At 69.7% G+C, this 24,748-nt stretch carries 29 protein-coding genes and 1 tRNA gene; 14 read left to right on the top strand and 16 right to left on the bottom strand.

What is annotated here, in order from left to right:
- A partial coding sequence (locus G9U51_RS16900; protein WP_407941452.1) for a Fur family transcriptional regulator occupies nucleotides 1-192 on the top strand: 192 nt, incomplete at its 5' end.
- Nucleotides 185-2,371 (top strand): catalase/peroxidase HPI, encoded by a 2,187-nt coding sequence (gene katG, locus G9U51_RS16895; RefSeq protein ID WP_166198781.1) that lies wholly within the window; start codon nucleotides 185-187, stop codon nucleotides 2,369-2,371. The genes G9U51_RS16900 and katG, both read left to right, overlap by 8 nt.
- A gap of 157 nt (nucleotides 2,372-2,528) precedes the next feature.
- On the opposite strand, the gene G9U51_RS16890 is transcribed toward katG, so the two are convergent.
- The 9 genes from G9U51_RS16890 to G9U51_RS16850 all read right to left on the bottom strand — a co-directional run bounded on the left by G9U51_RS16890 (nucleotide 2,529) and on the right by G9U51_RS16850 (nucleotide 9,347).
- A tRNA-Asn gene (locus G9U51_RS16890) sits at nucleotides 2,529-2,604 on the bottom strand.
- 63 nt (nucleotides 2,605-2,667) lie between these two features.
- Entirely contained in the window at nucleotides 2,668-3,252 is a 585-nt protein-coding gene (locus G9U51_RS16885; protein ID WP_166198779.1) for a hypothetical protein, read from the bottom strand.
- Entirely contained in the window at nucleotides 3,227-3,970 is a 744-nt protein-coding gene (locus G9U51_RS16880; protein WP_166198777.1) for a class I SAM-dependent methyltransferase, read from the bottom strand. Before G9U51_RS16880 ends, G9U51_RS16885 begins: the two co-directional genes overlap by 26 nt.
- Before the next feature lie 12 nt (nucleotides 3,971-3,982).
- Nucleotides 3,983-5,863 (bottom strand): DNA primase, encoded by a 1,881-nt coding sequence (gene dnaG / locus G9U51_RS16875; RefSeq protein WP_166198775.1) that lies wholly within the window; start codon nucleotides 5,861-5,863, stop codon nucleotides 3,983-3,985.
- 62 nt (nucleotides 5,864-5,925) lie between these two features.
- Complete coding sequence (locus tag G9U51_RS16870; protein WP_166198773.1) at nucleotides 5,926-6,951, bottom strand: NAD(P)H-dependent flavin oxidoreductase; 1,026 nt, start codon at nucleotides 6,949-6,951, stop codon at nucleotides 5,926-5,928.
- A complete protein-coding gene (locus G9U51_RS16865; RefSeq protein ID WP_166198771.1) occupies nucleotides 6,948-8,180 on the bottom strand; it encodes a deoxyguanosinetriphosphate triphosphohydrolase in 1,233 nt (410 codons plus the stop codon). Before G9U51_RS16865 ends, G9U51_RS16870 begins: the two co-directional genes overlap by 4 nt.
- A gap of 2 nt (nucleotides 8,181-8,182) precedes the next feature.
- On the bottom strand, nucleotides 8,183-8,656 hold the full coding sequence (locus tag G9U51_RS16860) for a hypothetical protein (RefSeq protein WP_166198769.1): 474 nt from the start codon (nucleotides 8,654-8,656) through the stop codon (nucleotides 8,183-8,185).
- Nucleotides 8,653-9,078 (bottom strand): DUF3806 domain-containing protein, encoded by a 426-nt coding sequence (locus tag G9U51_RS16855; RefSeq protein WP_166198767.1) that lies wholly within the window; start codon nucleotides 9,076-9,078, stop codon nucleotides 8,653-8,655. The genes G9U51_RS16860 and G9U51_RS16855 overlap by 4 nt, the downstream gene beginning before the upstream one ends.
- Nucleotides 9,075-9,347 carry a DUF2277 domain-containing protein gene (locus G9U51_RS16850; protein WP_166198765.1) on the bottom strand — a complete coding sequence of 91 codons (273 nt, stop codon included), beginning with the start codon at nucleotides 9,345-9,347 and terminating at the stop codon, nucleotides 9,075-9,077. The genes G9U51_RS16855 and G9U51_RS16850 overlap by 4 nt, the downstream gene beginning before the upstream one ends.
- A gap of 71 nt (nucleotides 9,348-9,418) precedes the next feature.
- On the opposite strand from G9U51_RS16850, the gene G9U51_RS16845 reads away from it, so the two are divergent.
- Together G9U51_RS16845 and G9U51_RS16840 are read left to right on the top strand one after the other, a co-directional pair.
- On the top strand, nucleotides 9,419-10,255 hold the full coding sequence (locus G9U51_RS16845) for a sulfurtransferase (protein WP_166198763.1): 837 nt from the start codon (nucleotides 9,419-9,421) through the stop codon (nucleotides 10,253-10,255).
- 29 nt (nucleotides 10,256-10,284) lie between these two features.
- The gene (locus G9U51_RS16840) at nucleotides 10,285-10,494 is read left to right on the top strand and encodes a hypothetical protein (RefSeq protein ID WP_166198761.1); all 210 of its coding nucleotides are present in this window, start codon (nucleotides 10,285-10,287) and stop codon (nucleotides 10,492-10,494) included.
- Here G9U51_RS16840 and G9U51_RS16835 read toward each other — a convergent pair.
- Together G9U51_RS16835 and G9U51_RS16830 are read right to left on the bottom strand one after the other, a co-directional pair.
- On the bottom strand, nucleotides 10,478-11,239 hold the full coding sequence (locus tag G9U51_RS16835; RefSeq protein ID WP_166198759.1) for a class I SAM-dependent methyltransferase: 762 nt from the start codon (nucleotides 11,237-11,239) through the stop codon (nucleotides 10,478-10,480). The genes G9U51_RS16840 and G9U51_RS16835 overlap by 17 nt on opposite strands.
- A complete protein-coding gene (locus G9U51_RS16830; RefSeq protein ID WP_166198757.1) occupies nucleotides 11,232-11,732 on the bottom strand; it encodes a GNAT family N-acetyltransferase in 501 nt (166 codons plus the stop codon). Before G9U51_RS16830 ends, G9U51_RS16835 begins: the two co-directional genes overlap by 8 nt.
- On the opposite strand from G9U51_RS16830, the gene G9U51_RS16825 reads away from it, so the two are divergent.
- Nucleotides 11,725-12,426 carry a class I SAM-dependent DNA methyltransferase gene (locus tag G9U51_RS16825; protein ID WP_235946336.1) on the top strand — a complete coding sequence of 234 codons (702 nt, stop codon included), beginning with the start codon at nucleotides 11,725-11,727 and terminating at the stop codon, nucleotides 12,424-12,426. The genes G9U51_RS16830 and G9U51_RS16825 overlap by 8 nt on opposite strands.
- A gap of 2 nt (nucleotides 12,427-12,428) precedes the next feature.
- Here G9U51_RS16825 and dusB read toward each other — a convergent pair whose 3' ends face one another.
- Nucleotides 12,429-13,712, bottom strand: coding sequence for a tRNA dihydrouridine synthase DusB (dusB, locus tag G9U51_RS16820; RefSeq protein WP_166198755.1), 1,284 nt, complete (start codon nucleotides 13,710-13,712; stop codon nucleotides 12,429-12,431).
- Between the two features lie 74 nt (nucleotides 13,713-13,786).
- Between dusB and G9U51_RS16815 the strand changes: the two genes are divergently transcribed.
- Genes G9U51_RS16815 through G9U51_RS16805 form a run of 3 tightly spaced genes read left to right on the top strand, consistent with a single transcriptional unit; the run spans nucleotide 13,787 to nucleotide 15,866 of the window.
- Nucleotides 13,787-14,113, top strand: coding sequence for a hypothetical protein (locus tag G9U51_RS16815; protein WP_166198752.1), 327 nt, complete (start codon nucleotides 13,787-13,789; stop codon nucleotides 14,111-14,113).
- Complete coding sequence (locus tag G9U51_RS16810; RefSeq protein WP_166198750.1) at nucleotides 14,080-15,231, top strand: LLM class flavin-dependent oxidoreductase; 1,152 nt, start codon at nucleotides 14,080-14,082, stop codon at nucleotides 15,229-15,231. The genes G9U51_RS16815 and G9U51_RS16810 overlap by 34 nt, the downstream gene beginning before the upstream one ends.
- Nucleotides 15,228-15,866 (top strand): FMN reductase, encoded by a 639-nt coding sequence (locus tag G9U51_RS16805; protein WP_166198748.1) that lies wholly within the window; start codon nucleotides 15,228-15,230, stop codon nucleotides 15,864-15,866. The genes G9U51_RS16810 and G9U51_RS16805 overlap by 4 nt, the downstream gene beginning before the upstream one ends.
- A gap of 54 nt (nucleotides 15,867-15,920) precedes the next feature.
- Here the strand turns inward: G9U51_RS16805 and G9U51_RS16800 are convergent, their stop codons facing one another.
- The 4 genes from G9U51_RS16800 to G9U51_RS16785 are packed head-to-tail and all read right to left on the bottom strand — an operon-like array spanning nucleotide 15,921 to nucleotide 19,626.
- Nucleotides 15,921-16,529, bottom strand: a complete 609-nt coding sequence (locus G9U51_RS16800) for a response regulator transcription factor (RefSeq protein ID WP_166198746.1) — start codon at nucleotides 16,527-16,529, stop codon at nucleotides 15,921-15,923.
- A complete protein-coding gene (locus tag G9U51_RS16795; protein WP_166198744.1) occupies nucleotides 16,526-17,722 on the bottom strand; it encodes a sensor histidine kinase in 1,197 nt (398 codons plus the stop codon). Before G9U51_RS16795 ends, G9U51_RS16800 begins: the two co-directional genes overlap by 4 nt.
- A gap of 21 nt (nucleotides 17,723-17,743) precedes the next feature.
- A complete protein-coding gene (locus G9U51_RS16790; protein WP_166198742.1) occupies nucleotides 17,744-18,517 on the bottom strand; it encodes an ABC transporter permease in 774 nt (257 codons plus the stop codon).
- A complete protein-coding gene (locus G9U51_RS16785) occupies nucleotides 18,517-19,626 on the bottom strand; it encodes an ABC transporter ATP-binding protein (protein WP_207948432.1) in 1,110 nt (369 codons plus the stop codon). Before G9U51_RS16785 ends, G9U51_RS16790 begins: the two co-directional genes overlap by 1 nt.
- An 88-nt stretch (nucleotides 19,627-19,714) precedes the next feature.
- Here G9U51_RS16785 and G9U51_RS16780 point away from each other — a divergent pair, with 88 nt between their 5' ends.
- The 6 genes from G9U51_RS16780 to G9U51_RS16755 all read left to right on the top strand — a co-directional run bounded on the left by G9U51_RS16780 (nucleotide 19,715) and on the right by G9U51_RS16755 (nucleotide 24,327).
- Complete coding sequence (locus tag G9U51_RS16780; RefSeq protein WP_166198740.1) at nucleotides 19,715-20,041, top strand: DUF6703 family protein; 327 nt, start codon at nucleotides 19,715-19,717, stop codon at nucleotides 20,039-20,041.
- A 33-nt stretch (nucleotides 20,042-20,074) separates the two neighbouring features.
- On the top strand, nucleotides 20,075-21,004 hold the full coding sequence (locus tag G9U51_RS16775; RefSeq protein WP_166198738.1) for a metal ABC transporter substrate-binding protein: 930 nt from the start codon (nucleotides 20,075-20,077) through the stop codon (nucleotides 21,002-21,004).
- Nucleotides 21,001-21,828, top strand: coding sequence for a metal ABC transporter ATP-binding protein (locus tag G9U51_RS16770; RefSeq protein WP_166198736.1), 828 nt, complete (start codon nucleotides 21,001-21,003; stop codon nucleotides 21,826-21,828). The genes G9U51_RS16775 and G9U51_RS16770 overlap by 4 nt, the downstream gene beginning before the upstream one ends.
- 1 nt (nucleotide 21,829) lies before the next feature.
- Nucleotides 21,830-22,774 carry a metal ABC transporter permease gene (locus G9U51_RS16765; RefSeq protein ID WP_235946334.1) on the top strand — a complete coding sequence of 315 codons (945 nt, stop codon included), beginning with the start codon at nucleotides 21,830-21,832 and terminating at the stop codon, nucleotides 22,772-22,774.
- Nucleotides 22,775-22,874: 100 nt separating this feature from the next.
- Nucleotides 22,875-23,270 (top strand): Fur family transcriptional regulator, encoded by a 396-nt coding sequence (locus G9U51_RS16760; RefSeq protein WP_166198732.1) that lies wholly within the window; start codon nucleotides 22,875-22,877, stop codon nucleotides 23,268-23,270.
- Between the two features lie 112 nt (nucleotides 23,271-23,382).
- Nucleotides 23,383-24,327: a hypothetical protein gene (locus G9U51_RS16755; protein WP_166198730.1), complete on the top strand. Its 945-nt coding sequence runs from the start codon at nucleotides 23,383-23,385 to the stop codon at nucleotides 24,325-24,327.
- Nucleotides 24,328-24,748 lie beyond the last annotated feature (421 nt).

Here is a 24,748-nt window from a genome sequence, read left to right as displayed (position 1 = left end):
GACAACCGTCACCATCTCGTATGCCGTGCGTGCGGCGCGATCCGTGATGTTCCTTGCGCCACCGGTCACGCACCTTGCCTGACCGCCTCCGACGATCACGGCTTCGTCATCGACGAGGCCGAGGTCATCTACTGGGGCCTGTGCCCCGACTGCTCGACCCGACGAGACACTGGAAAGGACCACGATGACTGACACCGAAGCTCAGCCACTCGCCGCCGATGACCAGGGCAGCCAGGGATGCCCCGTCGTGCACGGCACGACCCACCCGACCCAGGGCGACCAGAACCAACGCTGGTGGCCCAACCGCCTCAACATCAAGATCCTGGCCAAGAACCCAGCCGTTCGGAATCCGCTCGGGGAGGACTTCGACTACGCCAAGGCGTTCGAAGCGCTGGACCTCGCGCAGGTCAAGGCCGACATCGCGCACGTGCTCACCGACTCCAAGGACTGGTGGCCCGCCGACTTCGGCAACTACGGCCCGCTGATGATCCGGATGGCGTGGCACAGCGCCGGCACCTACCGCGTCATGGACGGCCGCGGTGGCGGTGGCACCGGTCAGCAGCGGTTCGCGCCGCTCGACAGCTGGCCGGACAACGTCAGCCTCGACAAGGCTCGCCGCCTGCTCTGGCCGGTCAAGAAGAAGTACGGCAAGTCGTTGTCCTGGGCCGACCTGATGATCCTCACCGGCAATGTGGCGCTGGAGCAGATGGGCTTCAAGACCTTCGGTTTCGCCGGCGGCCGCGTCGACGCGTGGGAGCCGGACGACGATGTCTACTGGGGCCCGGAGACCACCTGGCTCGGCGACGAGCGCTACACCGGTGACCGCGAGCTGGAGAAGCCACTGGCCGCGGTGCAGATGGGCCTGATCTACGTCAACCCCGAGGGCCCCAACGGCAACCCGGACCCGCTGAAGGCCGCCGTCGACATCCGCGAGACCTTCGGCCGGATGGCGATGAACGACGAGGAGACCGTCGCGCTGATCGCCGGTGGTCACACCTTCGGCAAGGCCCACGGCGCCGCCGACCCGGACGGCAATGTCGGCCCCGACCCCGAGGGTGCGCCGCTGGAGCAGGGTGGCCTGGGCTGGAAGAACAGCTACGGCACCGGCGTCGGCAAGGACGCCATCACCAGCGGTCTCGAGGTCACCTGGACCGACCAGCCGACCCAGTGGAGCAACCGCTTCTTCGAGATCCTCTTCGGCCACGAGTGGGAGCTCACCCAGAGCCCCGCGGGCGCCAACCAGTGGGTGGCCAAGGACGCCGAGGCCATCATCCCGGCGCCGGACGCCGGCGGACCCAAGCGGCTGCCGACGATGCTGACCACGGACCTGTCGCTGCGGTTCGACCCGGCATACGAGAAGATCTCGCGCCGGTTCATGGAGAACCCGGCCGAGTTCGCCGACGCGTTCGCGCGCGCCTGGTTCAAGCTCACCCACCGCGACATGGGCCCGGTCACGCGGTATGTCGGGCCGGAGGTGCCGTCCGAGGAATTGCTGTGGCAGGACCCGATCCCGGCCTCCACGACGACCGCGTCCGAGGCTGAGATCGCCGCCCTGAAGCAGCAGATCGCTGAGTCGGGTTTGACTGTGGCACAACTGGTTTCGACTGCGTGGGCGTCGGCTGGTTCGTTCCGCGGCTCCGACAAGCGAGGCGGTGCCAATGGCGCTCGCGTGCGCCTGGAGCCGATGAAGAACTGGGAGGTCAACGACCCGCAGCAGCTCGCGACCGTCCTCGCCAAGCTCGAGCAGATCCAGCAGGCGAGCGGCAAGATCTCGCTGGCCGACCTGATCGTGCTCGCCGGTGGCGTGGGCGTCGAGCAGGCGGCGAAGGCTGCCGGTGTCGACGTGACGGTGCCCTTCCACCCCGGTCGCGGCGATGCGACGCAGGAGCAGACCGATGTCGAGTCGGTCAACTACCTGGAGCCGAAGGCCGACGGCTTCCGCAATTACGACCGCTCGGACAACCCGTTGCCGGCCGAATACCTGCTGCTCGACCGGGCAAACCTGTTGAACCTCAGCGCTCCCGAGATGACCGTGCTCGTCGGCGGTCTGCGGGTGCTGGGTGCCAACACCGGTGGCTCCAAGCACGGCGTGCTCACCTCGCGCGAGGGGCAGCTGACGAACGACTTCTTCGTCAACCTGCTTGACCTCGACACGGTCTGGACGCCGGCCGACGGCGACACCTACACCGGCAAGCGCGGCTCCGACTCCTGGACCGCCACCCGGGCCGACCTGGTCTTCAGCGCGAACTCCGAGCTGCGAGCCCTCGCCGAGGTCTACGCCAGCGACGACGCGCAGGCTCAGTTCGTCGCCGACTTCGTCGACGCGTGGGTCAAGGTCATGGACAACGACCGGTTCGACCTGCACCGCTGAACCCATCCCGTATGCCGGGGCCGCCGACCGCTTGTGTCGGCGGCCCCGCTCGCGTTTGCGGGTGGCCAAACTGCTGCTCGCGGCGACTCGTGCCCGCTCGGCAACATGAAAGGCCGGGCCTGACGGCTGCGCTTCCGCAGGTCAGGCCCGGCCTTGCTGGCTCCCCCGGTTGGACTCGAACCAACAACCCTCCGGTTAACAGCCGAATGCTCTGCCAATTGAGCTACAGGGGAAGGACGCCCTCGTCGGACGCGACGGCAACTGTAGCAAAACGGTCGGCCCAGACGAAAACCGGCTCAGAGGCCGACCTGGTCCTTCAGATCCGCGCTCACCCGAGCCACCTCGAGCGCCACATCGGGGTCATCGGGGCGCACCCCGCGGCCCAGCACCTCCTGCACGAAAAGGCGCCCGTCGGCGAGGTTCTTGCGCACCACGACCCGCCCGGTCTGCCGACGCCCGGCGAGGGCCAGCGGAGCCGCCAGGACCACGCTCGCCTGCACCCGCTCGTGCACGACCTCGGGCATCCGGGTGTCCTGGTTCTTGAAGGTCCACTGCCCTGCACGGGAGCGGTCGACCCAGGTGATCGACAGCGTCCAGGTGTGCGGATCCCATTGTCCCGCATCGACATCCGACCACGGCCGGTCGAGCACGACCGCGTCCTCGCGCACCACGGCGAGCCGGTACGAGGTCGCCACGACGACAGCTCCGGTGTTGTCGTCCCGCGCCGACGCCAACGCCCGCTCGCCACCCCGCAGGTCGAGGCGAGACACCGCCGCCTTGTCGGCGGCCGGCTGCCGCCCGAGCCAGCGCATCAGGCAGCCCTCCTGGTGCACGCACATCGGCCGGGCCAGCGCATCAGGCAGCCCTCCTGGTGCGCGCACACCGGCTGAGTTGCGGGAAGTCGACCATCCCGTCGGCATCCGCGGCGCGCTCGGCGACACCGCGCGCCGCTCCGAGCAACCGGTCCCGCTCAGGATGCGTGGCGATCCACGACAGCGTCGCCATATGGGCGACGAAATCGTTCACGCTCTGCCGCAGCGGATTGGCGAACCGCGCCCCCTCCCACGGCCCGAACCCGGCCAACGGATCCAGCGCCAAGTCCTCCTCGTCCGCGTGCATCCGCCACGGCTCCTCCACCGCCTCGGCCAACTCCCCCAGCCACGGGTTCACGCTGTCCCAGACATTCCACCCAGCGCCGAGCACGCCGGCCGGCCGAAGCACCCGCGCCACCTCGACCGCGGCCACCTCAGGGTCGAACCAGTGCCAAGCCTGCAACACCACCACGGCATCAACACTGTTGTCCGGCAACGGAATCCGCTCCGCACTGCCCTGCTCGACCCGCAGCCGATCACCGGCCTCGGCCCGCAGCACCGACAGCATCCCCGCATCAGGATCAACCGCGACCACCCGATGCCCGAGGTCGGCAAGCGTGCGAGCACCGATGCCGGTGCCGCACCCCAGATCGAGCACGTCGATCGCACCCGACGGGGCGCCTGCCAGCCAGCTCAACGCCTCACCAGTCCACCGTGGCCGGACCCGGTCGTAGTCAGCAGCACCCGCCCCGAACGACAGCCGCAGGCTCTCCTTGTCCAGCTCCATGCGGCCAGTCTGTCAGGACGCCTGCGAGGTCAGCCGGGCGAGTTGTCGCTGCAGGTCCTGCAGCTGTATGCCGATGCGCCGGCTGTCCTCCGGTCGATCCGAGGCCTGCAACAACTCGGCGGTCACCTCCTGGATCTGCCGGCGCAACGCGTTGATCCGCACATCGCGGATCAGGCTCGCGGCATACCTGCTGTCCGGCAGTCCGTTGCCCTCCAGCCGCACCGGCAGCGGGGTCACCGACAGGCGGGCGACATACTCCCGCAACACTTCCGGGGCGGCCTGCCGCACGGCATCACTCCAGCCCTGCATCGACCGTCCGGCCGGGTCGCCGACTCCCATCAGCGCGGCGAAGATCGCGCCGTGCGCCCGCTCGCCGAAGTCAGCCGCCTGCAACTCCTTCAGCTCCACGCCGGGCACCGCCCCGGGATATTGCAGCGCACACGCCAGCAGTTGCTGCTCGGCCCGCACCCTTGGGTCACGACCGTCCGGCAGCCGTATGCCGGGCTCGGGCGCCGCCTCCTCCTCGACCTGCCGCCGCTGCCGCTCCGGCCGGGCTGCGGCCGGGGTGGCCCGCGCTACCTCGGCGGTGACACGGTCGACCGGCATACCCAACCGGCCGGCGGATTCGTGGACATACTGCTCCCGCAGGGCTTCGTCGCGAATTCCCTTGAGAACAGGGGCGATTGCTCGCATGCCAGCGACCCGGCCCTCCGGCGAGGCGAGGTCGAACCGTGACAGCGTCGTGCGCAGCACGAAGTCGAACAGCCGGGTCGCGCTGTCGACCAGCTGCACCACGGCCTCGTTGCCGTCGCTCTGCCGCAGGTCACACGGGTCCTTGCCGTCGGCGGCGACCGCGACGAAGGATTGCGCCGACCACATGCCATCCAGCTCGAAGGCGCGCAGTGCGGCCTTCTGACCGGCCGCATCGCCATCGAAGGTGAAGATGACCTTGCCCGGAGCCTGGTCGGCCTCGTCGCGGATCAACCGGCGCAACGCCTTGACGTGGTCGGCGCCGAAGGAGGTGCCGCAGGTCGCAACCGCGTGCGGCACACCGGCCAGGTGACAGGCCATCACGTCGGTGTAGCCCTCGACCACGACGACCTTGCGGTCCTTGGCGATGTCGCGCTTGGCCAGATCCAGCCCGTAGAGCACTTGCGTCTTCTTGTAGAGCGGCGTCTCGGCGGTGTTGAGGTATTTCGCCTCGATCCGGTCATCGTCGAAGATGCGGCGCGCGCCGAAGCCGATGGTGTCGCCGGTGACATCCCGGATCGGCCACACGACCCGCCCCCGGAAACGGTCGTAGAGCCCCCGCCTGCCCTGGCCCACCAGCCCGGAGAGGGTGAGCTCTTCGGGCGTAAAACCCTTGTCGCGCAACAGCTTTGCCAGCTCTTCACCACCGCGCGGCGCATAACCCACGCCGAACGGCTTGATCGTGGCACCGGTGAAGCCACGCGCCCGCAGGAAGTCACGGGCGGTGCGGGCCTCGGCCGCGCTCAGCAACGCCTCGGCGTAAAACTCCTGGGCCACGCGGTGCGCCTCCAGCAGCCGGGTGCGCTGGCCGACCGACTCGCGCCGCGGGCCCGCGCCCTCTTCGTAGTGCAGCTCGATGCCCGACTTGGCGGCCAGCCGCTCGACCGACTCGGCGAAGGTCAGGTGCTCCATCTCCATCACGAAGGAGATGACGTCGCCACCCTTGCCGCAGCCGAAGCAGTTGTAGGCACCGACCGCGGGGCGCACGTAGAACGACGGCGTCTTCTCGTCGTGGAAGGGGCACAGGCCCTTCATCGAGCCGGGGCCAGCCGACCGCAGCGTGACATGCTCGGCGACGACCTCGTCGATGGCCGTGCGCTCCTTGACCAGGGCGATGTCCTCGGCCTTGATCAGTCCCGCCACGGATCCCTCGCCTCCTGCCGCCGCTAGTGAGACCCGAGTCTAAGCCGTATGCCGGACGTGCTTCAGGGGGCGATGTGAGCAACCACGTCCGCCGCCGACCCCGAGCTGATGCCCTGCCAGCGCGCACCGGCCCACAACGCCACATGGTCGGCGTCCTCGGCCTGGGCGGCCGCGGCCCGCAAGGGCTTGGTCAGCTGGTCCACGATCGGGTAGACGGCGGGGGCATCGGCGCCCACCGCGTCGATGAACGCGTTGCGCAGCCCGGTCGCAGGCCGGCCGCTCCACGCGCGGGTGACCACGCGCTCGGCATACCGGCTGTCGGTGAGACCGGCACGGTGAGCGGCGCTGGTGCCCGCCTCGGGGGTGAGCAGGAAGGCCGTGCCGCATTGCACGGCGGTGGCGCCGCGCCGCAACAACAGCGCCGCGTCCTCCGCGGAGCCGACCCCACCGGCCGCGACCAGCGGCATCGCGGTCACGCTGCGCACCTCGCGCAGCAGCTCGGCGGTCTCCCGGTCATTCGGCTCCTTGTCGACCGTGTGCGTGCCGCGGTGGCCACCGGACTCGACACCCTGCACGCACAACACATCGGCGCCCGCACGTCCGGCGGCGAGCGCCTCGTCAGCGCCGGTCACCGTGAGCATCACCTCGATGCCCGCGGCGCGCAGGCGCTGCACCACATGCACCGGGGGGCAGCCGAACATGAACGACACCATCGCCGGCCTGGCGCGCAGCAGCAGCTCGACCTTGGCGGCGAAGTGATCGGTGTCGTCCCAGCGGGCCTCCCCGACCTCGGCGCCGAGGCGTCGAGCGATCGGTGCGAGGCGGTCGGCATACAGCTCGACGGGCTCGCCGTCCCGCAGGCGGCTGTTCACGGTGGGCACGAACAGGTTGACGCCGAAGGGCGCGTTGCTGAGGGAGCGGGTCGCCGCGATCTGCTCCTCGACCTGCTCCGGCGTCCGGTAGCCGGCCGCGAGGAAGCCCAGGCCGCCCGCGTCGCCGACTGCCGCCACGAGTTCGGGCGTCGAGGGGCCACCGGCCATCGGGGCGGCGATGACCGGGCGCCGCAGTCCATTCAGCACGGCACTCACAACAACTCCTTCGCCAGCGCGCGAGCGCGCAGATCGGTCAACGAGGCGACCTGGTCGACGACGACCCGCAGCCGCGCGGCATCGTCGACCGCCTGATCGTGCTCCTCCCGGAACACCGGGTCGAGCAGTTCGGGCCGGGCGTCCAGCACCTGGACCAGGCCGGTCAGTTCGGCCCGCTGCCGCTCCATCAGCGTCGCACGCTCGGCGGTCAGCATGACAAACCGGGCGGCCACGGCCTTCAGCAGCACACACTCCGCGAGGACGTCGTCAGGCACGACGACATCCGCGGCGAAACGGGTCAACGGGCCAGCACCGTACCGCTCCCGGGTGGCGCGCTCGGCACTGCCCACGAATCGGCCGATCAACCGGCTTGCCATGTCCTTCAGCGCGGCACTGGCCGAGCGCGACCCGTCATAGGCCGCGGGCGATCCGGCTCGGGCGGCCACCTGCCGCGCCGACGCCGCGATCAACTCGGTCGGCAACTGCGGCGCGTAGAGCTCCCGAGCAAGCATCGCCAGGTCGGCGACATCGTCGGCCGACTCCAGCACGCGCAGGTCGATCAGACCGGCCGCAACCCCGTCCTCGACGTCGTGCACCGAATAGGCGACGTCATCGGCCCAGTCCATGACCTGGGCTTCGAGGCACCGGCGGCCGGCATCCGGCGCACCCTCACGCACCCAGTCGAACAGATCACGGTCGTCGGTATAGACGCCGAATTTGCCTGTGGCATAAGGGCCTTCGCCTCTTGCCCAGGGATATTTGCACGCCGCGTCAAGGCTGGCCCGGGTGAGGTTGAGGCCCACCGACCGACCCTGCGGCGTCGAGCGCTTCGCCTCGATCCGGGTCAGCAGCCGGAAGGTCTGCGCGTTGCCCTCGAAACCGCCGATCGACGCGCTCACCGCATCGAGGGCTTGCTCCCCGTTGTGCCCGTATGGCGGGTGCCCCAGGTCGTGCGCCAAACACGCGGTGTCGACCACATCCGCGTTGCACCCCAGCGCTCCCCCGAACTCCCGGCCGATCTGCGCAACCTCCAGCGAGTGGGTCAACCGGTTGCGGATGAAATCGTCGGTATCCGGTTGCAGCACTTGGGTTTTCGTGGCCAGACGTCGCAATCCCGCCGAGTGCAGCACCCTCGCCCGGTCCCGTGCGAAGTCGTCCCGGTCGGCATTCTTCTGCGCCGGATCCTCGCCCACGAAACGCTCGCGGTCCCGCGCGTCATATCCCGTCACGCTCAGGACCCCGCACCCAGGAACGGACGAAACACAGCGCGCGGTGAGGCAGGCGCGTAACCGCCGATCGCAAAACCCGCACGACGCTCAAAACCGTTGCGGGAGAACAGATCTCCGGTGACGATCTTCGACCAGGCGGCCGCGGCGGCATACAGGGGCAGGAAGGGCAGCCCGAGACACCACACGTATTGCCAGCTGTGCTGCTCCTCGTGCACCAGCAGCAGCGGCCGGTCGCGTTCGAGCTGCTGCCAGTCGCCCGCGGTGAGCACGACATTGCCGACGGTGAACGCGCTGGCGACCGGGAAACCCAGCCGATAACCACTCGCCAGCCACAGCCGACGCGGACCCCGGCGCACCCGCGCGCCACCGGCCCGGGCGATCAGCAGACCGAGCGCGGTGGACCCATTGAGCCAGTTCGCCGTGGCCTTCCACCGCAGTTGTGCCGCACCCCAGGTGCGCACGCGCGGGTCGGTCACCGCTCACCCCGCTCGTAGCGGCTGAGCAGCGCATCGACGAAGCCGCGCATCCAGCCCTCCTGCTGGGTCTGCCACGCATCGGCGACCGGGTCGATCGGGAAGAGCACCTCGATCTCGTCCGGCGAGGCGATCGCCAGGTCACGTCCTTGCGCGTCGGTGACCACCCGCCAGTCGAGCGTGCTGTTGCGCCGCAGATGCTCCCCGAGCGCCATCGCGATCGCGGTGAGGGTCTCGGTCGGGTCGGCACGCTCAGCGGCCGGCTGGGCGCGGACCTGCTGCAGATACCGCTCGTAGGCCGCCTCGATCGAGTCCAGGTCGCCGACGTCGATGCCGAGCCGGGTCGCCGACGACAGCCACCCGCGCAGCGCAATGCGCGAGGTGGTGTCGAGAGGCTCGATGACCAGCGCGGGCGGCTCGGTCATGCCGAGGCGTAGCGCTGCTGTGCCCGGGCGCGGGCCTTGGCCGCCTCCACCTCGCGGTCCTTCGGCGGGGCCGTGGTCACCAGCGCGTCGACGAGCGTGCGGGTCGCGGCGGTGACCGCCTCGACCGCGGCGTCGAAGGCCTCCTGGTTGGCGGCGGACGGCTTGGTCGCGCCGGACACCTTGCGGACGTATTGCACGGCCGCGGCGCGCACTTCGTCGTCGGTCGCGGGCGGCTGGAAGTTGTTGAGGGGGCGGATGTTGCGGCACATGCCCCCAGCGTGGCACAACCGTGCGGTCGGCGACGGCCCCTCTCCGGGCGCACGGGCCTACGCTGAGCGGTATGACGCGCCCGTCCGGACCGCTCATCTCCCCCGCGCGGCTGATGGATCAGCTGGCAGGAGAGCGGCCACCCCTGCTGCTCGACGTGCGGTGGCAGTTGAACGGCCCGTCCCAGCGGCCGGCATACGACCGAGGTCACCTGCCCGGAGCGCAGTGGGTGGAATTCGAGGAAGCCCTCACCGGCCCGCCCGGCGAGGGCGGTCGGCACCCGATGCCGTCCGCGGAGACCTTCCAGGCCGCGATGCGCACCGCCGGGGTCAGCGACGGTCCGGTCGTCGCCTACGACGCCGCGAACTCCCTGGCCGCCGCCCGGCTGTGGTGGTTGCTGCGGCATTTCGGGCACGAGGACGTGCGCGTGCTCGACGGCGGGTATGCCGCCTGGGTCGCCGCGGGCGGTGAGGTCACCTCCGAGGTCTCGCCGGTCGACCCCGGGGATTTCGTGGCCACGCCGAACTGTTGCGCCGAACTCGACGCCGACGGCGCGGCCGATATCGCCTATCGGTCGATCCTGCTCGATGCCCGTCCCGCCGACCGCTTCCGCGGCGAGAACGAGACGATCGACCCGGTCGCGGGGCATATCCCCGGGGCGGTGTCGATGCCGGCGCTGGCGTCGGTGGACGAGTCCGGGCAGTTCCTGTCACCGGACGACCTGGCGATGCGGTTCACCGCCGCCGGCATCCGGCCGGACACCGAGGTGGGGGTCTACTGCGGGTCCGGCGTGCAGGCGACGCACCTGGCGCTGGCGCTTGAAGCCTCTGGCATCCATCCGCGCACCGGCGTCTATATCGGCTCGTGGTCGCACTGGATCACCGACCCCGACCGGCCGGTCGATCGGTAGGCCGCCATGCGATCCGATCGGCGCGACCGATGCAGGACGGCTTCTACGAGTGCGCCGCCGACGATGGGCGCGCGGTCAGCATCTACTTTCGGTATGCCGATCGGCCGCCTGAGTTCGTCTACGTCAAGGAGACCGGGTGCCGCTGGATCATGGCGCCGCAGCGGCAGTCGGTATGGCGCCCCGAGGACTTCTGTGGCCTCGACCGATTGGCGCCGGCCGGGTTCAACCTTCCGGCGTGACCGGCGCGCACTCGATTAGGTGCCGGGTGGAGTGCGCAACGAATACACCCTCCCGGCGGATCACCGCATCGAGTGAGCGCAGCTTGTCCTCGTAGCGTTCGACGGTGAAGTCCGGCACCCACCACACGCACTTGCGCAGGATCCACACCACGGCGCCGATGTCGAAGAACTCCATCCGCAGCCGGGCCGTACGCAGGTCGAGCACCTGCAGTCCAGCAGCCTCGGCGTCGGCCGCCTCACGTCGCGGATCGCGCCCGCGTCGGGCCTCCGGCAAGGGCCCGAGGAAGAACTCGATCAGCTCGAAGGCGGACGCTGGGCCGACATGCTGAGCGAAATAGCGACCGCCGGGCTGCAGCACCCGCTCGATCTCCCGCCACGGCGGCACCACCGGATGTCGTGCGCTCACCAGCTCAAAACTGTTGTCGGAGAAGGGAAGTCGCTCGGTGTCCGTCTCGTGCACCTCGACACCGCGCGGTCCGACCAGCGCCCTGGCGTGCTCCGCATTCGGCGGCCATGCCTCGGTGACGGCCATCCGCGGCGGCAGCGTCGCAGCCTCGTTCAGCACCTCTCCCCCGCCGGTGTCCAGATCGAGAGCCGAACCGACCTGCGCAAGGCGGCGCGCGAGCAGCCCGGCATACCCCCAGGGCGGACGCTCCTCGGTGGCGCGGCCGTCGAGGAAGCCGAAGCCCCAACCATCGACCTCGGCCGCCTGAGCCTCGGCGACCAGCTCCTCGTAGCTACGCATCGCGCAGCCACAGCTGCAGGGTGGCGGGCGTCCCGTCGGGGTGGCTGTCGGTCGAGGAGACGAAATCGCGGACGTGGGAGAAGCCGGCCCTCTGCGCGACGCGCTGGGAGGCGGCGTTGTCCGGGTCGATCCGCAGGGCCACCCGCTCGCCGAGGCATTCGCGCCGGACGACCTCGCTGATCAGCCGCACCGCCTCGACAGCGACGCCGCGACCGCGGGCCCACGGGTGCACGGCATACGTCAGGTGGACCTCCTCGGGGGCGAGCCCGTCGGTGTTGCTCGGGTCGCAGTCGACATAACCGGCGAGGCGGTCGTCGAGCCAGACCCCGAACCCGCGCTTGGGGCCGCCGCTCTTGCGCAGGTCGCGGAAGTATGCCGCGGTGCCCTCGATGGTGCCGTAGCCGCCGGTGAGCCAGCGGACGGTGAGCGCGTCCTCACCGAGGCAGTGCTCGACCGCGTCCTCGTCGCGCAGGGGTCGCAGTTCGATGCCCATCCCACCAGCGTCGCGGGTGCTGTCGGACCTCGCCACTAGTTTTCCCGTCATGGACGCCGCCACCGATGAACTCCGCCACGCCCACGACGTGCTCGCCCCCGTGTATGCCGAACGCCTGGCCACCATCCTCGATGAGATGCCGGTCGAGCGGGCGGTGCTCGACCTGTTCTGCACGCTGGTGCGCGAGAGCGGGTTGGGCACGTTGATCGGCGATATCGGTTGCGGCACAGGCCGACTCGCGCCATACCTCGCCGAGCGCGGCTTCTCCGTGACCGGCGTCGACCTCTCGCCGGTGATGGTCGAGACGGCCCGACGCGACCACCTCGCGCACAGCTACGCGGTCGGTGATCTGCGCGAGTTGCCGCTCGGCGACGCGTCGGTGGCCGGTGCGATCGGGTGGTACTCCTATATGTATCTCGCGCCGTCCGATCGGCCGCGCGCGTTCGCCGAACTCGCGCGCGTCGTCGCTCCGGGCGGGCATCTCGCACTGGCCTGGAAGCTCGGCGACGACACCCCGCGCCGGTCAAGCGACGTGCTGGGGCTCGGCGTCCGCTTCGACATCTATTGGATGTCGCAGTCCGAGGTGGAGGACCGCCTCGCCGCGGCCGGCTTCTCGACGGTGTTTTGGGCCGGTCGACCCGCGGATCCGGATGAGCTTCAGCCGCAGGGCTATCTCATCGCCCGACGCGACTGAGGTCAGCCGCCGGAGTTCTCGACCTCTGCCGCGGCCACTTCGGCGCGCTGGGCGTCATCGAGCTCGCGCGAGGCGAGCCAGCCATCCGGCAGGATCACCCGACGCTCGGACCCGGCTCGCCCACGCGGACCGTCCGCCGCCTCGCCCGGCCACGGCTGGTCCAGGTCGAGCGAGCCGATCAGCTCATCGAGTGCCGCGAGCGAGGTCACCAGGCCGAGGCTGGAGCGAAGCTGCGACCCGACCCGGAAACCCTTGAGATACCACGCGATGTGCTTGCGGATGTCGCGGCAGCCCTTGTGCTCGGATTCGTAGAATTCACAAAGGTATTCGGCATGACGCCGCAACGTGTCGGTCACCTCGCGCAACGTCGGACTGACCCGGTATGCCGAGCCCGAGAACGCCGCGGCCAGGTCGGCGAACAGCCACGGCCGGCCGAGACATCCACGGCCCACGACCACACCGTCGCAACCGGTCTCGGCGACCATCTGCAGCGCGTCGTCGGCGGACCAGATGTCGCCATTGCCGAGCACCGGCACGCTGGTGACGGTCTGCTTCAGCCGGGCGATCGCGCTCCAGTCGGCGTGCCCGCTGTAGGCCTGCGCCGCGGTCCGCGCGTGCAGCGCGACGGCCGCCGCGCCCTCACCCTCGGCGATCCGCCCGGCCTCGAGATAGGTCAGGTGATCGTCGTCGATCCCCTTGCGCATCTTCACCGTGACCGGGATGCCGTATGGCGCCGCTTCGCGGACCGCGTTCGCCACCACTCCGCGGAAGAGCTCGGTCTTCCACGGCAATGCCGAGCCGCCACCCTTGCGGGTCACCTTCGGCACGGGGCAACCGAAGTTGAGGTCGATGTGGTCGCACCGCCCCTCGCTGGCGAGCAGGTGCACGGCCTTCGCGGTCGTGGCCGGGTCGACGCTGTAGAGCTGGATCGACCGCGGCGACTCATCCGGGTCGTGCTCGATCAGGCGCATGGTCAGCGGGACGCGCTCGACCAGCGCCCGCGAGGTGATCATCTCGCTGACATAGAGGCTGGAGGCCCCGCTGGCCGCGACGCCGGTCGCCTCCGACGCGCCGCTCGCCGCAGCCGCGGTCGCGTCCGACACGCCGCTCGCCGCGCCCGCGTCGCCATAGTGGCGGCACAACCGGCGGAAGGCCCGGTTGGTGATTCCGGCCATCGGTGCCAGCACCACCGGGGTGCCGATCACGTGCGGGCCGATGCGCAGGGCGGGGAGCACCGGGGCGCTCAGGGGCTCGGTGCTGCGGGAGGTGAGGGTCGCGGTCGGCATACCGGATCCAGTCTCTCAGGCGAGCGCAAATCAGCCGCTCGCGCGGTGATGAGTAGCCGCTCGGCGAGGAACAAGTGACGCTTCGCGAGGAACAAGTGACGTTTCGCGAAGAACAAGTGACGGTTCGCGAGGAACTGGTGACGCTTCGCGAGAAACAAGTGACGTTTCGCGAAGAACAAGTGACGCTTCGCGAGGAACAAGTGACGCTTCGCGAGGAACAAGTGACGCTTCGCGAGGATCTAGTGACGCTTCGCGAAGAACAAGTGACGCTTCGCGAGGAACTACTGACGCTTCGACGGGATGGGAATAGACACGATGGGGGTCCGGTTGAGATAGTTGAAATCGCAACTACCAAGGAGGAACCACCATGGAGTTCGGCATCTTCACCGTCGGCGACCTGACCCCCGACCCGACGACTGGCCGCACCCCGACCGAGGCCGAACGCATCAAGTCCATGGTGCGGATCGCCGAGCACACCGAGCAGGCAGGGCTGGACGTCCTCGCGGTCGGTGAGCACCACAACCCCCCGTTCGTGGCGCCGGGCAACCCGCCGGTCATGCTCGCCAATATCGCGGCGCGCACCACGAACCTGCAGCTGTCGACCTCGACCACGCTGATCACGACCAACGACCCGGTGCGCATCGCCGAGGACTACTCGATGCTGCAGCACCTCGCCGACGGCCGCGTCGACCTGATGATGGGTCGCGGCAACACCGGCCCGGTCTACCCGTGGTTCGGCTACGACATCCGCGAGGGCATCGACCTCGCCGTCGAGCACTACCACCTGCTGCGCCGCCTGTGGCGCGAGGAGATCGTCAACTGGAGCGGTAAGTTCCGCAGCCCGCTGCAGAGCTTCACCTCGACCCCGCGTCCGCTGGACGGCGTCGCGCCGTTCGTCTGGCACGGGTCGATCCGCAGCCCGGAGATCGCCGAGCAGGCCGCGTTCTACGGTGACGGCTTCTTCCACAACAACATCTTCTGGCCGCTCAGCCACACCGCCCAGATGGTGAACCTCTACCGTCGCCGGTTCGAGCACCACGGTCACGGCCGCGCCGACCAGGCGTATGTCGGCCTCGGCGGTCAGGTGTTCATGCGGGAGAACAGCCAGGATGCCGTGCGCGAGTTCCGGCCCTATTTCGACGAGGCCCCGGTCTACGGCCACGGCCCGTCGCTGGAGGAGTTCATGCGCGACACCCCGCTGACCGTCGGTTCACCGCAGCAGGTCATCGAGCGCTACGCCACGATGGCCGACCACGTCGGTGACTACCAGCGTCAGCTGTTCCTGATCGACCACGCGGGTCTGCCGCTGAAGTCGGTGCTGGAGCAGATCGACATCCTCGGCGAGCAGGTCGTGCCGGCGCTGCGCAAGGAGTTCGCCGCTCGTCGCCCCGAGGGCGTGCCGGACCACGCCCCGACGCACGCCGAGCTCGTCGCCGAGGGCCCGGACAGCCGGCACCGCCTGGTGGTCCCCGCCCGCACCGTCGAAGACAGCACCGAGAAGGAGGAAGTCACCTCATGAGCCGCACCATCGTCGCCGTCACCGCTGGGCTGACCCAGCCGTCGTCGACCCGGCTGCTCACCGACCGGATCGTCGACTCGATCCACCGGCACATCTCCCGCCGCGGTGAGGACGTGCGTGTCGAGGTGGTGGAGCTGCGCGAACTCGCGCACGACATCACCGCGATGACGCTGTCCGGCTTCGGCTCGCAGCGCCTGCAGGACGTGCTCGACCAGGTGTCTCGCGCCGACGCCCTGGTGATGGTCTCGCCGACCTTCGCCGCGTCATACAGCGGGCTGTTCAAGTCGTTCGTCGACCTGATCGACCCGCAGGCGCTCACCGACACCCCGGTGCTGATCGCGGCCACCGCCGGCACGGCGCGGCATTCGCTGATGCTGGAGCACGCCATGCGCCCGCTGTTCAGCTACCTGCACGCCCAGGTGGTGCCGACCGCGATCTTCGCAGCCACGGACGACTTCGCTGACGAGTCCCTGGCGCGCCGGATCGACCGAGGCGCCGAGCAACTCGTGCAGACGATGCTCGGGTCGGCCGCGGTCGAGGGCTTCGGCCCGTCGAGCCACGACCAGCCGGTCGTCACCTCCGAGTTCGACGACGTGCCGGACTTCCGGGCCTTGCTCGGTGACCAGCTGAACTGAGCACTGCTGCGCGGGCGCCCCTGGTGGAACGACCACCGGGGGCGCCCGCGTCTGTCACAGCCAGCCGTTGCGCTCGGCGATCGCGACCGCGTCGGCCCGATTGCGGCCGCCCGTCTTGCCCATCGCGGCGGACAGATGGTTGCGGACGGTCCCCTCGGACAGGAAGAGCCTCTTGGCCAGGTCGGCGACCGTGCCGCCCTCGCGCGCGGCCTGCAGCACCTCGGTCTCGCGCTTGGTGAGCGGCGACTCGCCACTCACCAGACTGTCGGCGGCGAGCGCCGGGTCGACGACCCGCAATCCCTGGTGGACCCGGCGGATCGCGTCGACCAGCCCGGCCGCGGGCGTGTCCTTGACCACAAACCCCGTCGCGCCCGCCTGCAGACCCCGCCGCAGATAGCCGGGCCGGCCGAAGGTCGTCACGATGACGACCCGGACCTCGGGCAGCGCGGCGCGCAGCGCGCCGGTCGCGGTGATCCCGTCCATGCCGGGCATCTCGACGTCCATCAGGACGACATCGGGCTGGGTATGCCGGGCCGCGTCCACCACCCGATCACCGGAACCCACCTCGGCCACCACCTCGAGGTCCTCCTCGAGCGACAGCAACGCCGCCAGGGCACCACGCACCAGCGCCTGATCATCGGCCAGCATCACCCGGATCGTCATCGATTGCCCTCCCCCGGCACCGCCATCGACACTGCGAGCCCGTGCGGCTGCACGGGTGCCAAGGTGAGCGTCGCACCGGCGAGTCGAGCGCGCTCGCGCAGCCCGGTGAGGCCGTTGCCTCCGGTGGGCGAGGTGACGCCGATCCCGTTGTCCCGCACAGTGATTCGCCCTGGTCCGACCTCGATCTCACACCGGGTCGCCTGGCTGTGCCGCAGGACATTGGTCACCGACTCGCGCACGGTCCAAGCGAAGACCTCCTGCACATCCTCGGGCACCTCGTCCAGGGCCCGCGGCACCTCGGCGTCGATGCCGGCCGACTCCAGCGCCGACTTGGCCCGGGTGATCTCACCGGCCAGGGAGATCTCGCGGAAGCCCTCGACCGCGCGGCGCACGTCGGTCAGGGCCGCGCGCGACAACCGCTCCAGGTCGGCGACCTCGGTGCGGGCGCGCTCCGGGTCGACGTCGAGCAATCGGCCGGCGAGTTCGGCCTTGATCGTGATGACCGTGAGGCTGTGACCGAGGATGTCGTGCAGGTCGCGCGCCATCCGGTTGCGCTCGGCCTGGATGGCGAGCTGGGCATTTTCCAGGCGGCTTTCGTCCAGCGCGCGCTGCCGGCGATTGGCCAGGGCACCGGCGAAGACCGCGACCGTCGCGAACCCCAGCCCGACGAGCGAACCCGGGTCGGCATGCCAGCCGGGCACCTTCGACCAGGACACGGCATACAGCACGCCGTAGACCGCGCTGAGGCAGACCGCGACCCGCAACGGGAAGGTCCACATGCCCGAGATCGCGGTGAAGATCGCGGCCGTCGTGCCGGACTGCCCGATCGTGACGATGCACAGCACCGCGAGTGCGACGAGCAAGGCGTAGCGGCCGAGGTTGGCCGCCGAGCGCCAGTGCGCGACCTGGGTGCGGGCGTGGTCGGAGAAGATCGCGCTGCGGTGCAGGAAGTGCCAGCAGTAGACGAGCGCGAAGGCGAGTACGGCCGCCATACCGACTGTGCTTGTGAACGGGTCCGGGTTGCGCCAGGCGTCGGCGAACGGCTGGATCAGCCAGAAGAGCCAGATCGAACTCCAGAACAACCCGATGAACACCTCATAGCGGGGGTGCTCCTCACCGGTGCCGCCCATCGGCCCGAACCGAGCGAGGACTCCCCTGGCGATCGGCCTCGTCCGGTCGTCGGTCCAACTCATGCGCCTGAGCATGCCAGCCGATCAGACCCGCGCCGTGTCGGCCCGGAAGCGCCAGACCGCGCCGCCGACGAAGATCGCGAGCCAGACGACCAGGTTGGCCACCCACTGCCACCAGTTCGACCAGCCGGTCTGCGGTGCGTGCGCAAGTCCGGACACACCCCACATCGGGGTGAACGTGCTGAACCAGTGGAAGAAACCGTGGTCCGGGATCGGCATGAACAGCCCGCCACCAAAGGCCAGCAGCGCCATGGCCGGGCCGATGACCTGCATGGCGTTTTCGCTCGGCAGCAGGTAGCCGACGAACAATCCGAAGGCCGCGAAGAGCGACGAACCGAGCCAGACGATGACGGCCGAGACGATCCACGCCGCGGTTGACATGTGGGCGCCGCGGGCGGCGCCGCACGCGTAGACCGCGAGCACCGGAATCAGCCCGATCGCCAGCGCAACGGCCACCTTCACCACGATGTATGCCGAACCGCGCAGCGGCGTCAGTCGCAGCTGACGGCTCCACCCCTGGGCTCGCTCGACCGACACCGTCGAACCGGTGGCCGCGGTGGCGATCATCGCGCCGTAGAGCGCCATGCTGGTCATGATCACGCCGGCGACATTGCCGTTGCCGACGACCTCGTTCGCGTAGGCGGAGTTGGTGCCGAAGAGGAAGAAGAAGGCCACCGGCATCACCACCGTGAAGATCATCGTGCGCTTGTTGCGCAGCACGCGCAGCAGCTCGATGCGCAGGAGGGTCGGGTTCAGCCCGCCGCCGGCCGCGCGCCGGTCGAGGTCGTAGGCACTCATCAGTTCTGCTCCTTGCTGGTCAGGGCGACAAAGGCGTCCTCGAGACCCTGCGCCGTGATCTCCAGGTCATAGGCGTTGCGGCTCAACAGGATTCGGGCTACTTCGTCGCTGTCGGTGGTATGGATGAGGAGCTGCTCACCGCGGTGCTCGACGCTCTGCACGAAGGGCTGGTGCAGGAGGTGTGGGTCCAGATCGGGCGCGGTCGCGCGGACGACCCGGCCGGAGGCCTGCGCCTTGATCTGGGCGCCGGTGCCGTCGGCGACGATCTGGCCGTCGCGCACCAGCACGATGCGGTCGGCGTAGGCGTCGGCCTCCTCCAGGTAGTGGGTGGCGAAGAGCACGGTGCGGCCGCGGTCGGCGTCCTGCCGGATCGCCGCCCAGAAGTCGCGCCGGCCGGCGACGTCCATGCCGGTGGTCGGCTCGTCCAGCACGATGAGCGCCGGATCGCTGGTGAGCGCCATCGCGAAGCGCAGCCGCTGCTGCTGGCCACCACTGCACGTGCCGACCTTGGCCCCGGCGATGTCGGCAATGCCGGCCCGCTGCAGGACGTCCCCGACCGGCTGCGCGTGGGCGAACAGGCTCGCGGTGAGCTCGACCGTCTCGGCGACGGTGATGTCCTTGAGCAGGCCACCGCTTTGCATGACCGCTGCGACCAGGCCGCGGGCGATCGCGGCGCGCGGGGTCAAGCCGAAGACCTCGACGCTGCCCGCGTCGGGCTCACCGAGGCCAAGAATCAGGTCGATCGTGGTGGTCTTGCCCGCGCCGTTGGGCCCGAGGAAGGCCACCACCTCCCCCTGGCCGATGGTGAGGTCGATGCCGCGCACCGCGTGCACATCGCCGAACGAGCGCTGCACGCCCGCCAGCCGCACCGCCGCTGGGGCTGTCCTGGGCGGCGCGTCGAAGGGCGGTGTCCTGAGCCCGTCGAAGGGCGGTGTCCTGAGCCCGTCGAAGGGCGGTGTCCTGAGCCCGTCGAAGGGCGGTGTCCTGAGCCCGTCGAAGGGCGCCGCCCCATCCGTTGGTTGAGCGCCGTCCTGAGCGAGCGCAGCGGGTCGAAGGGCAAGGGGCGAGCGTGCGAGCCCCGCGTCGAAACCTGCCTGTGTCGTCGTCATACCCGCAACGGTGCCGACCGTCGCGGCCTCCGCCCTCGCCCGAGCGTCACGTCGTCGGCATGACATTCGTCATCGGTAGGCTCGCGCGGTGACTTCTCCGCAGCAACCCTCAGTGCGCTCCGGCCGGGCCCGGACCGAGCTCGAACATCGCAGCGACGGCTTGGCGACCGGCGTCCGTCGGATCCCAAAACCGTTGCTGCTCATAGCTTTTGGCCTGCTGGTCGTCGGCGGTCTGGTGCTGCGCGGCGTGCTCGGTGGTGTGCTCCTGGCGCTGGCCGCGGTGTTCGTCGCCTGGCTCGCCTATCTCGCCTGGCCCCGATCGGATCGCCTCGAACGGATGATGCGCCTCGCGGTGCTGGCTCTGATCGTCGCTCTGGCGGTCGTGAGCTTCGCCTCCGAAGGGCTGGTTTTTTGACAATCATTCTCACTTGCGTTGAGAATGATTGTCATGAACGTTGCGCGCCTCTGGGCGCCCCTCCTCGCGGCCGCCCTCGGCGCCACCGCGCTTGCCGGCTGCGACGACGCCGGCGCCAGCCCGGACGGCAAGACGCCGGTCGTCGCCTCGTTCTACCCCCTCGCGTATGCCGCGGAGCGCGTCGGCGGAGCCTTCGTTGATGTCACCTCCCTGACTCCCCCGGGCGCCGAGCCACATGACGTCGAACTCAGCCCCAAAGAGGCGGCGGCCGTCTCCGATGCGTCACTTGCGGTGTACGCCAAGGGTTTTCAGCCCTCGGTCGATGCAGCAGTCAAGCTCGTCGACCACGGCAATGTCCTCAACGTTGCCTCCGCTGCCGACCTCGACCTCAGCCTCGACAGTGTCACCACCATCGGTGGCAAGGACGCCGAGTCCGGCTCGGGCACCGACCCGCACTTCTGGCTGGACCCGGTCCGCTATGCCGCCGTCGTGGGCGTGATCGCCAAGGCGCTGCAACAGCGCGACCCGGCCCACGCGGCGGCATACGGCAAGAACGCCGCGGCCTTCCAGCGCGAGCTGGCAGCGCTCGACACCAGCTTCGCGCGCGGGCTGGCGCACTGCCGCAACACCTCGATCGTCACCAGTCACGCGGCCTTCGGCTATCTGGCCCAGCGCTATCACCTGCGCCAAGTAGGGGTGACCGGCGTGTCGCCCGAACAGGAGCCGACCCCCGGGCGGCTGCGCGATGTCACGACCTATGTGAAGGACCACCAGGTGAGCACGATCTACACCGAGACGCTGGCCTCGCCGGCCGTCGCCAGGGCCGTCGCGACCCAGACGGGGGCGCGGGTGGCCGTGCTCGACCCGATCGAAGGGGTCACTGAGGCGTCCGCGGGCCACGACTACCTCACGATCATGCGCGCCAATCTCGCGACCCTGCGCGCCGGGCAGGAGTGCTCGTGAACGCGCCGGTCGTGCAACTGCGCGACGCGTCCTTCGGGTATGCCGGGGCCGCCGTCGTGAGCGGCGTGAGCTTCGCCGTGCGCCCCGGCGAAGTGGTCGCCGTGCTCGGGCCCAACGGCTCCGGCAAGTCGACGGTGATGAAGGGCATCCTCGGGCTCAACGACCAGCTGTCCGGTGTGCTCGAGCTCTTCGGTGAACCAGCCGGCCAGCTGCGCTCCCGGAGCCGGATTGGCTATGTGCCGCAACGGCATACGCTCTCCACATCCGTGCGGGCGACCGTGCGCGAGATCGTCGAGGTCGGGCGATTGCCGCTGCGACCGTGGTGGCGACGGGCGACCGACGCCGACCGCGCGGCGGTCGACGCGGCGCTGGCGGAGGTCGGGCTCTTCGACCTCGCCGGATCGGATGTGTCCACCCTCTCCGGAGGACAACAGCGACGCGTGCTGATCGCCCGGGCCCTCGCCGGCGAACCCGAGATCTTGGTCATGGACGAGCCCACCGCGGGTGTCGACACTGCCAGCCAGCAGGTGCTGGCCGAGGTGCTGCGGCGGCTCGCCGCGTCGGGCGTGACCATGATCATCGTCACCCACGAGCTTGAAGCGCTGCGCGGCGTGGTCAGCCGGATCGTGGAGATCAGCCACGGTCAGCTCACCTTCGATGGCGTCCCCGCGGAGTGGGCGCGCTTCCAGGCCCGGCGGATCGCCGCTGTCTCCGCCAATGGGCATCACCACCCGAGCGACCACGAACCGCACGGTGCACGCGCGCCATACGGCCTCGGCCCACTCGACTCGCGCGCGAATCCCGTTGGAGGACAACATGATTGACATGTTGCGTCAGCCGTTCATGGTGCACGCGCTCGTCGCTGCGCTGCTCGTGGGTGCGGCCGCGCCGGCCGTCGGTGTGTTCCTCGTCCAGCGGCGCCTATCCCTGATCGGGGACGGCCTGGGACACGTGGCGCTGGCCGGTGTCGCGATCGGCGTGCTCACCCGGCAGCAGCCGACGATCACCGCGCTCGTCGCTGCTGCCGCCGCCGCGGTCGTCGTCGAGTTCATCCGGGTGCGCGGGCACACGAATGCCGATGTTGCGCTGGCGGTGATGTTCTACGGCGGCATCGCGCTCGGCGTCGTGCTCTTCGCCAAGGCCAGCTCGGCCGACGGGATGTCGATCGAGCAATATCTCTTCGGCTCGATCCTCACCACCGGCGCCGACCAGCTGTGGCAGTTCGCGCTGCTCGCCGTGGTCGCGGTCGGCGCGACGACGATCTTCCGCAAGCGACTGTTCGCGGTCGCCAACGACGAGGAGTGGGCGCGGGCGGCCGGCCTGCCGGTGGTCGCGACCAACCTGGCGCTCTCCGCACTCACCGCGGTGACCGTGGTGATGTCGATGCGCATCATCGGCTTGCTGCTGATCAGCGCGCTGATGATCCTGCCCAATGCCACCGGTCAGTTGCTCGGGCGCAGCTTCCGCACCACCACCTTGTGGGCGGTCATCGTCGGCTGCGTCTGCGGGTTCATCGGAGTCGCCTCGTCGTGGCAGTTCGACACACCACCCGGTGGGACGACGGTGCTCGCCGCTGTCGTGGTCTTCCTCGTCGCGTCGATGGTGCACACCGCGAGCACGGTCGCGCGGGTGCGAGCGGCGCGTCGCAGCGGCCACCCCCACGAGCACCACGACGGATGCGGCCACGACGCGGTGCTGCACGATGATCACGTGGACTATGTGCACGACGGGCACCGGCATACCGCCGCCGGAGTCGAGGAACACCGATGAACGCAACCAGCACTCGGCATACCGGGGTGGGGCCTCGTCGCCGGCATACCGCGGTCGGGCCTCGTCGCCGGCATACCAACACCGGACACGAGGAGCAGACATGAGCGGGGCGCCCACTCGCCGGCCGACCCGCCAGCAGCAGGCGGTCGCCGAACAACTCGCCCAGCGTTCCGACTTCGTCTCGGCGCAGGAGTTGCACGCCGCGATGCGCGCCGACGGAGAATCGGTCGGGCTGGCCACCGTTTATCGCGCGCTGCAATCGATGGCCGCCGACGGCCGGATCGACGCCCTGCGCACCGACGACGGCGAAGTCGTTTATCGCAGTTGCAGTTCCGGTCACCATCACCATCTCGTATGCCGAGTGTGCGGCCGGACCGTCGAAGTCGAAGGTCCCACCGTCGAACGCTGGGCCAATCAGGTGAGCGCCCAGCATGGCTTCGTCGACGTCGAGCACACGCTGGAAATCTTCGGCACCTGCGCCGACTGCGCCCCCTGACTCTGTCTGGGGTCGAACTATCCACAGGCGGTGTCGCCGCTCGAAGTCGCGCTTTCCACAGCCGATCACCGCTTCGGTCGCGCAACGCTCTTGACGTCGTCACGATCGAGCGATGGTCCCCAGTGCTGATCGACGTTTGCAGCGCGCTCAGGTCGCCGAAACCTTCGCTCGCGAACAGGGTGGCGTGGTGCACCGTGCGCAGCTTCGGTCCCGCGGCATCATCGGCAAGGATGTCGCGGCTGAAGTGCGAGCAGGTCGGTGGCAATTGTTCAACCGGCACACGGTCCGCGTGCTCAGCGTGCCAGGTGAATTGACCGGACGCTGGTGGTGGGCGGTATGGGAGTCGGGCACGGGCGCGGTGCTCGATGGTCAGTCAGCGCTCTTGGCGGCTGGCCTCACCGGCTTCGAAGCTTCGGCCACCCACGTCCTCCTCCCCCGCGCGGCGAACAAGTCCGCGTTGGACGGCGTCCGGACTCGGCGCACACGCAATATGCCAGCACTCGCTTCGACCACGGGGCCACCCCGCGTCGAGCCGGTCGCTGCGACCCTGCGGGCTGCGGAAACGGCGAGCTCAGAACGTCAGGCTGCTCTGCTCATCTGCCTTCCCATCCAGCAACGAATCGTCCGACCGGACGATCTGCTCGCCGCCTGGCGGGAATGGCCACGTCGTTCCCGTTGCCCCGAGCTCGGCGGCGTGGTGGCCGACGTCTGCGATGGAGCTCACTCGCTCGGCGAACTCGACTTCGCTGCCATCTGCCGGGAGGCCAATGTGCCGGCTCCCTCGAGACAAGTGGTGCGCGTCGGCGACAACGGCCGCGCCTACCTCGACGCCATGTGGAAAGACGTCAACCTTGCCGCCGAAATTGACGGCAGCCATCACGGTCTAGGACTGAGTCCCATTACCGATGCGATCCGGACCAACGACGGCGTCCTTCGCGGGGAGGCGACCCTCCGCTACCCCCTGCTGGCACTGCGTCTTGCTCGCCGTGAAGTCGGCGACCAGATCGCGTGCGCCTATTGGTCTCGTCGAATGGCGCAGCGCGGCCCCAGCACCTGACACCCGCCCCACCAGCCGAGCGCCGTCAGCACCACCGGCGCACCATCGGCCGCAACCCCTGACACCATGGTCGCCACCCCGACACCGTCAGCGCCACCGGCCCACCACCAGCCGCAACCCCTGACACCATGGTCGCCACCCCGACACCGTCAGCGCCACCGGCCCACCACCGGCCGCAACCCCTGACACCATGGTCGCCACCCCGACACCGTCAGCGCCACCGGCCCACCACCGGCCGCAACCCCTGACACCGCGGTCGCCACCCCGACACCGTCAGCGCCACCGGCCCACCACCTGAACCGCCCCGGGTCTGGTGGAGGCATCGATCCAACGAGAAGGTGGATTCATGCCAGCACCGAGGAAGTATCCGGATGAGTTGCGCCAGCGCGGTGTGCGCTTGGTGACCGATCTGCTTGAGGAC

Origin of the sequence: Metallococcus carri (assembly GCF_011440275.1) — a bacterium.
In the GTDB taxonomy this organism is placed as follows: Bacteria; Actinomycetota; Actinomycetes; order Actinomycetales; family Dermatophilaceae; genus Metallococcus; species Metallococcus carri.
The sequence above is the reverse complement of the archived record's forward strand: the minus strand, read 5'-3'. Positions and strand labels throughout refer to the sequence as shown.

Bases quoted from the DNA above. Each gene is read 5' to 3' on its own strand.
- katG (WP_166198781.1), top strand. From the start codon at position 185: ATGACTGACACCGAAGCTCAGCCACTCGCCGCCGATGACCAGGGCAGC.
- G9U51_RS16880 (WP_166198777.1), bottom strand. From the start codon at position 3,970: ATGGAGCTGGACAAGGAGAGCCTGCGGCTGTCGTTCGGGGCGGGTGCT.
- G9U51_RS16855 (WP_166198767.1), bottom strand. From the start codon at position 9,078: ATGACCGAGCCGCCCGCGCTGGTCATCGAGCCTCTCGACACCACCTCG.
- G9U51_RS16850 (WP_166198765.1), bottom strand. From the start codon at position 9,347: ATGTGCCGCAACATCCGCCCCCTCAACAACTTCCAGCCGCCCGCGACC.
- G9U51_RS16845 (WP_166198763.1), top strand. From the start codon at position 9,419: ATGACGCGCCCGTCCGGACCGCTCATCTCCCCCGCGCGGCTGATGGAT.
- G9U51_RS16840 (WP_166198761.1), top strand. From the start codon at position 10,285: ATGCAGGACGGCTTCTACGAGTGCGCCGCCGACGATGGGCGCGCGGTC.
- G9U51_RS16835 (WP_166198759.1), bottom strand. From the start codon at position 11,239: ATGCGTAGCTACGAGGAGCTGGTCGCCGAGGCTCAGGCGGCCGAGGTC.
- G9U51_RS16825 (WP_235946336.1), top strand. From the start codon at position 11,725: ATGCCCATCCCACCAGCGTCGCGGGTGCTGTCGGACCTCGCCACTAGT.
- G9U51_RS16830 (WP_166198757.1), bottom strand. From the start codon at position 11,732: ATGGGCATCGAACTGCGACCCCTGCGCGACGAGGACGCGGTCGAGCAC.
- dusB (WP_166198755.1), bottom strand. From the start codon at position 13,712: ATGCCGACCGCGACCCTCACCTCCCGCAGCACCGAGCCCCTGAGCGCC.
- G9U51_RS16810 (WP_166198750.1), top strand. From the start codon at position 14,080: ATGGAGTTCGGCATCTTCACCGTCGGCGACCTGACCCCCGACCCGACG.
- G9U51_RS16805 (WP_166198748.1), top strand. From the start codon at position 15,228: ATGAGCCGCACCATCGTCGCCGTCACCGCTGGGCTGACCCAGCCGTCG.
- G9U51_RS16800 (WP_166198746.1), bottom strand. From the start codon at position 16,529: ATGACGATCCGGGTGATGCTGGCCGATGATCAGGCGCTGGTGCGTGGT.
- G9U51_RS16795 (WP_166198744.1), bottom strand. From the start codon at position 17,722: ATGAGTTGGACCGACGACCGGACGAGGCCGATCGCCAGGGGAGTCCTC.
- G9U51_RS16790 (WP_166198742.1), bottom strand. From the start codon at position 18,517: ATGAGTGCCTACGACCTCGACCGGCGCGCGGCCGGCGGCGGGCTGAAC.
- G9U51_RS16785 (WP_207948432.1), bottom strand. From the start codon at position 19,626: ATGACGACGACACAGGCAGGTTTCGACGCGGGGCTCGCACGCTCGCCC.
- G9U51_RS16775 (WP_166198738.1), top strand. From the start codon at position 20,075: ATGAACGTTGCGCGCCTCTGGGCGCCCCTCCTCGCGGCCGCCCTCGGC.
- G9U51_RS16765 (WP_235946334.1), top strand. From the start codon at position 21,830: ATGTTGCGTCAGCCGTTCATGGTGCACGCGCTCGTCGCTGCGCTGCTC.
- G9U51_RS16760 (WP_166198732.1), top strand. From the start codon at position 22,875: ATGAGCGGGGCGCCCACTCGCCGGCCGACCCGCCAGCAGCAGGCGGTC.
- G9U51_RS16755 (WP_166198730.1), top strand. From the start codon at position 23,383: ATGGTCCCCAGTGCTGATCGACGTTTGCAGCGCGCTCAGGTCGCCGAA.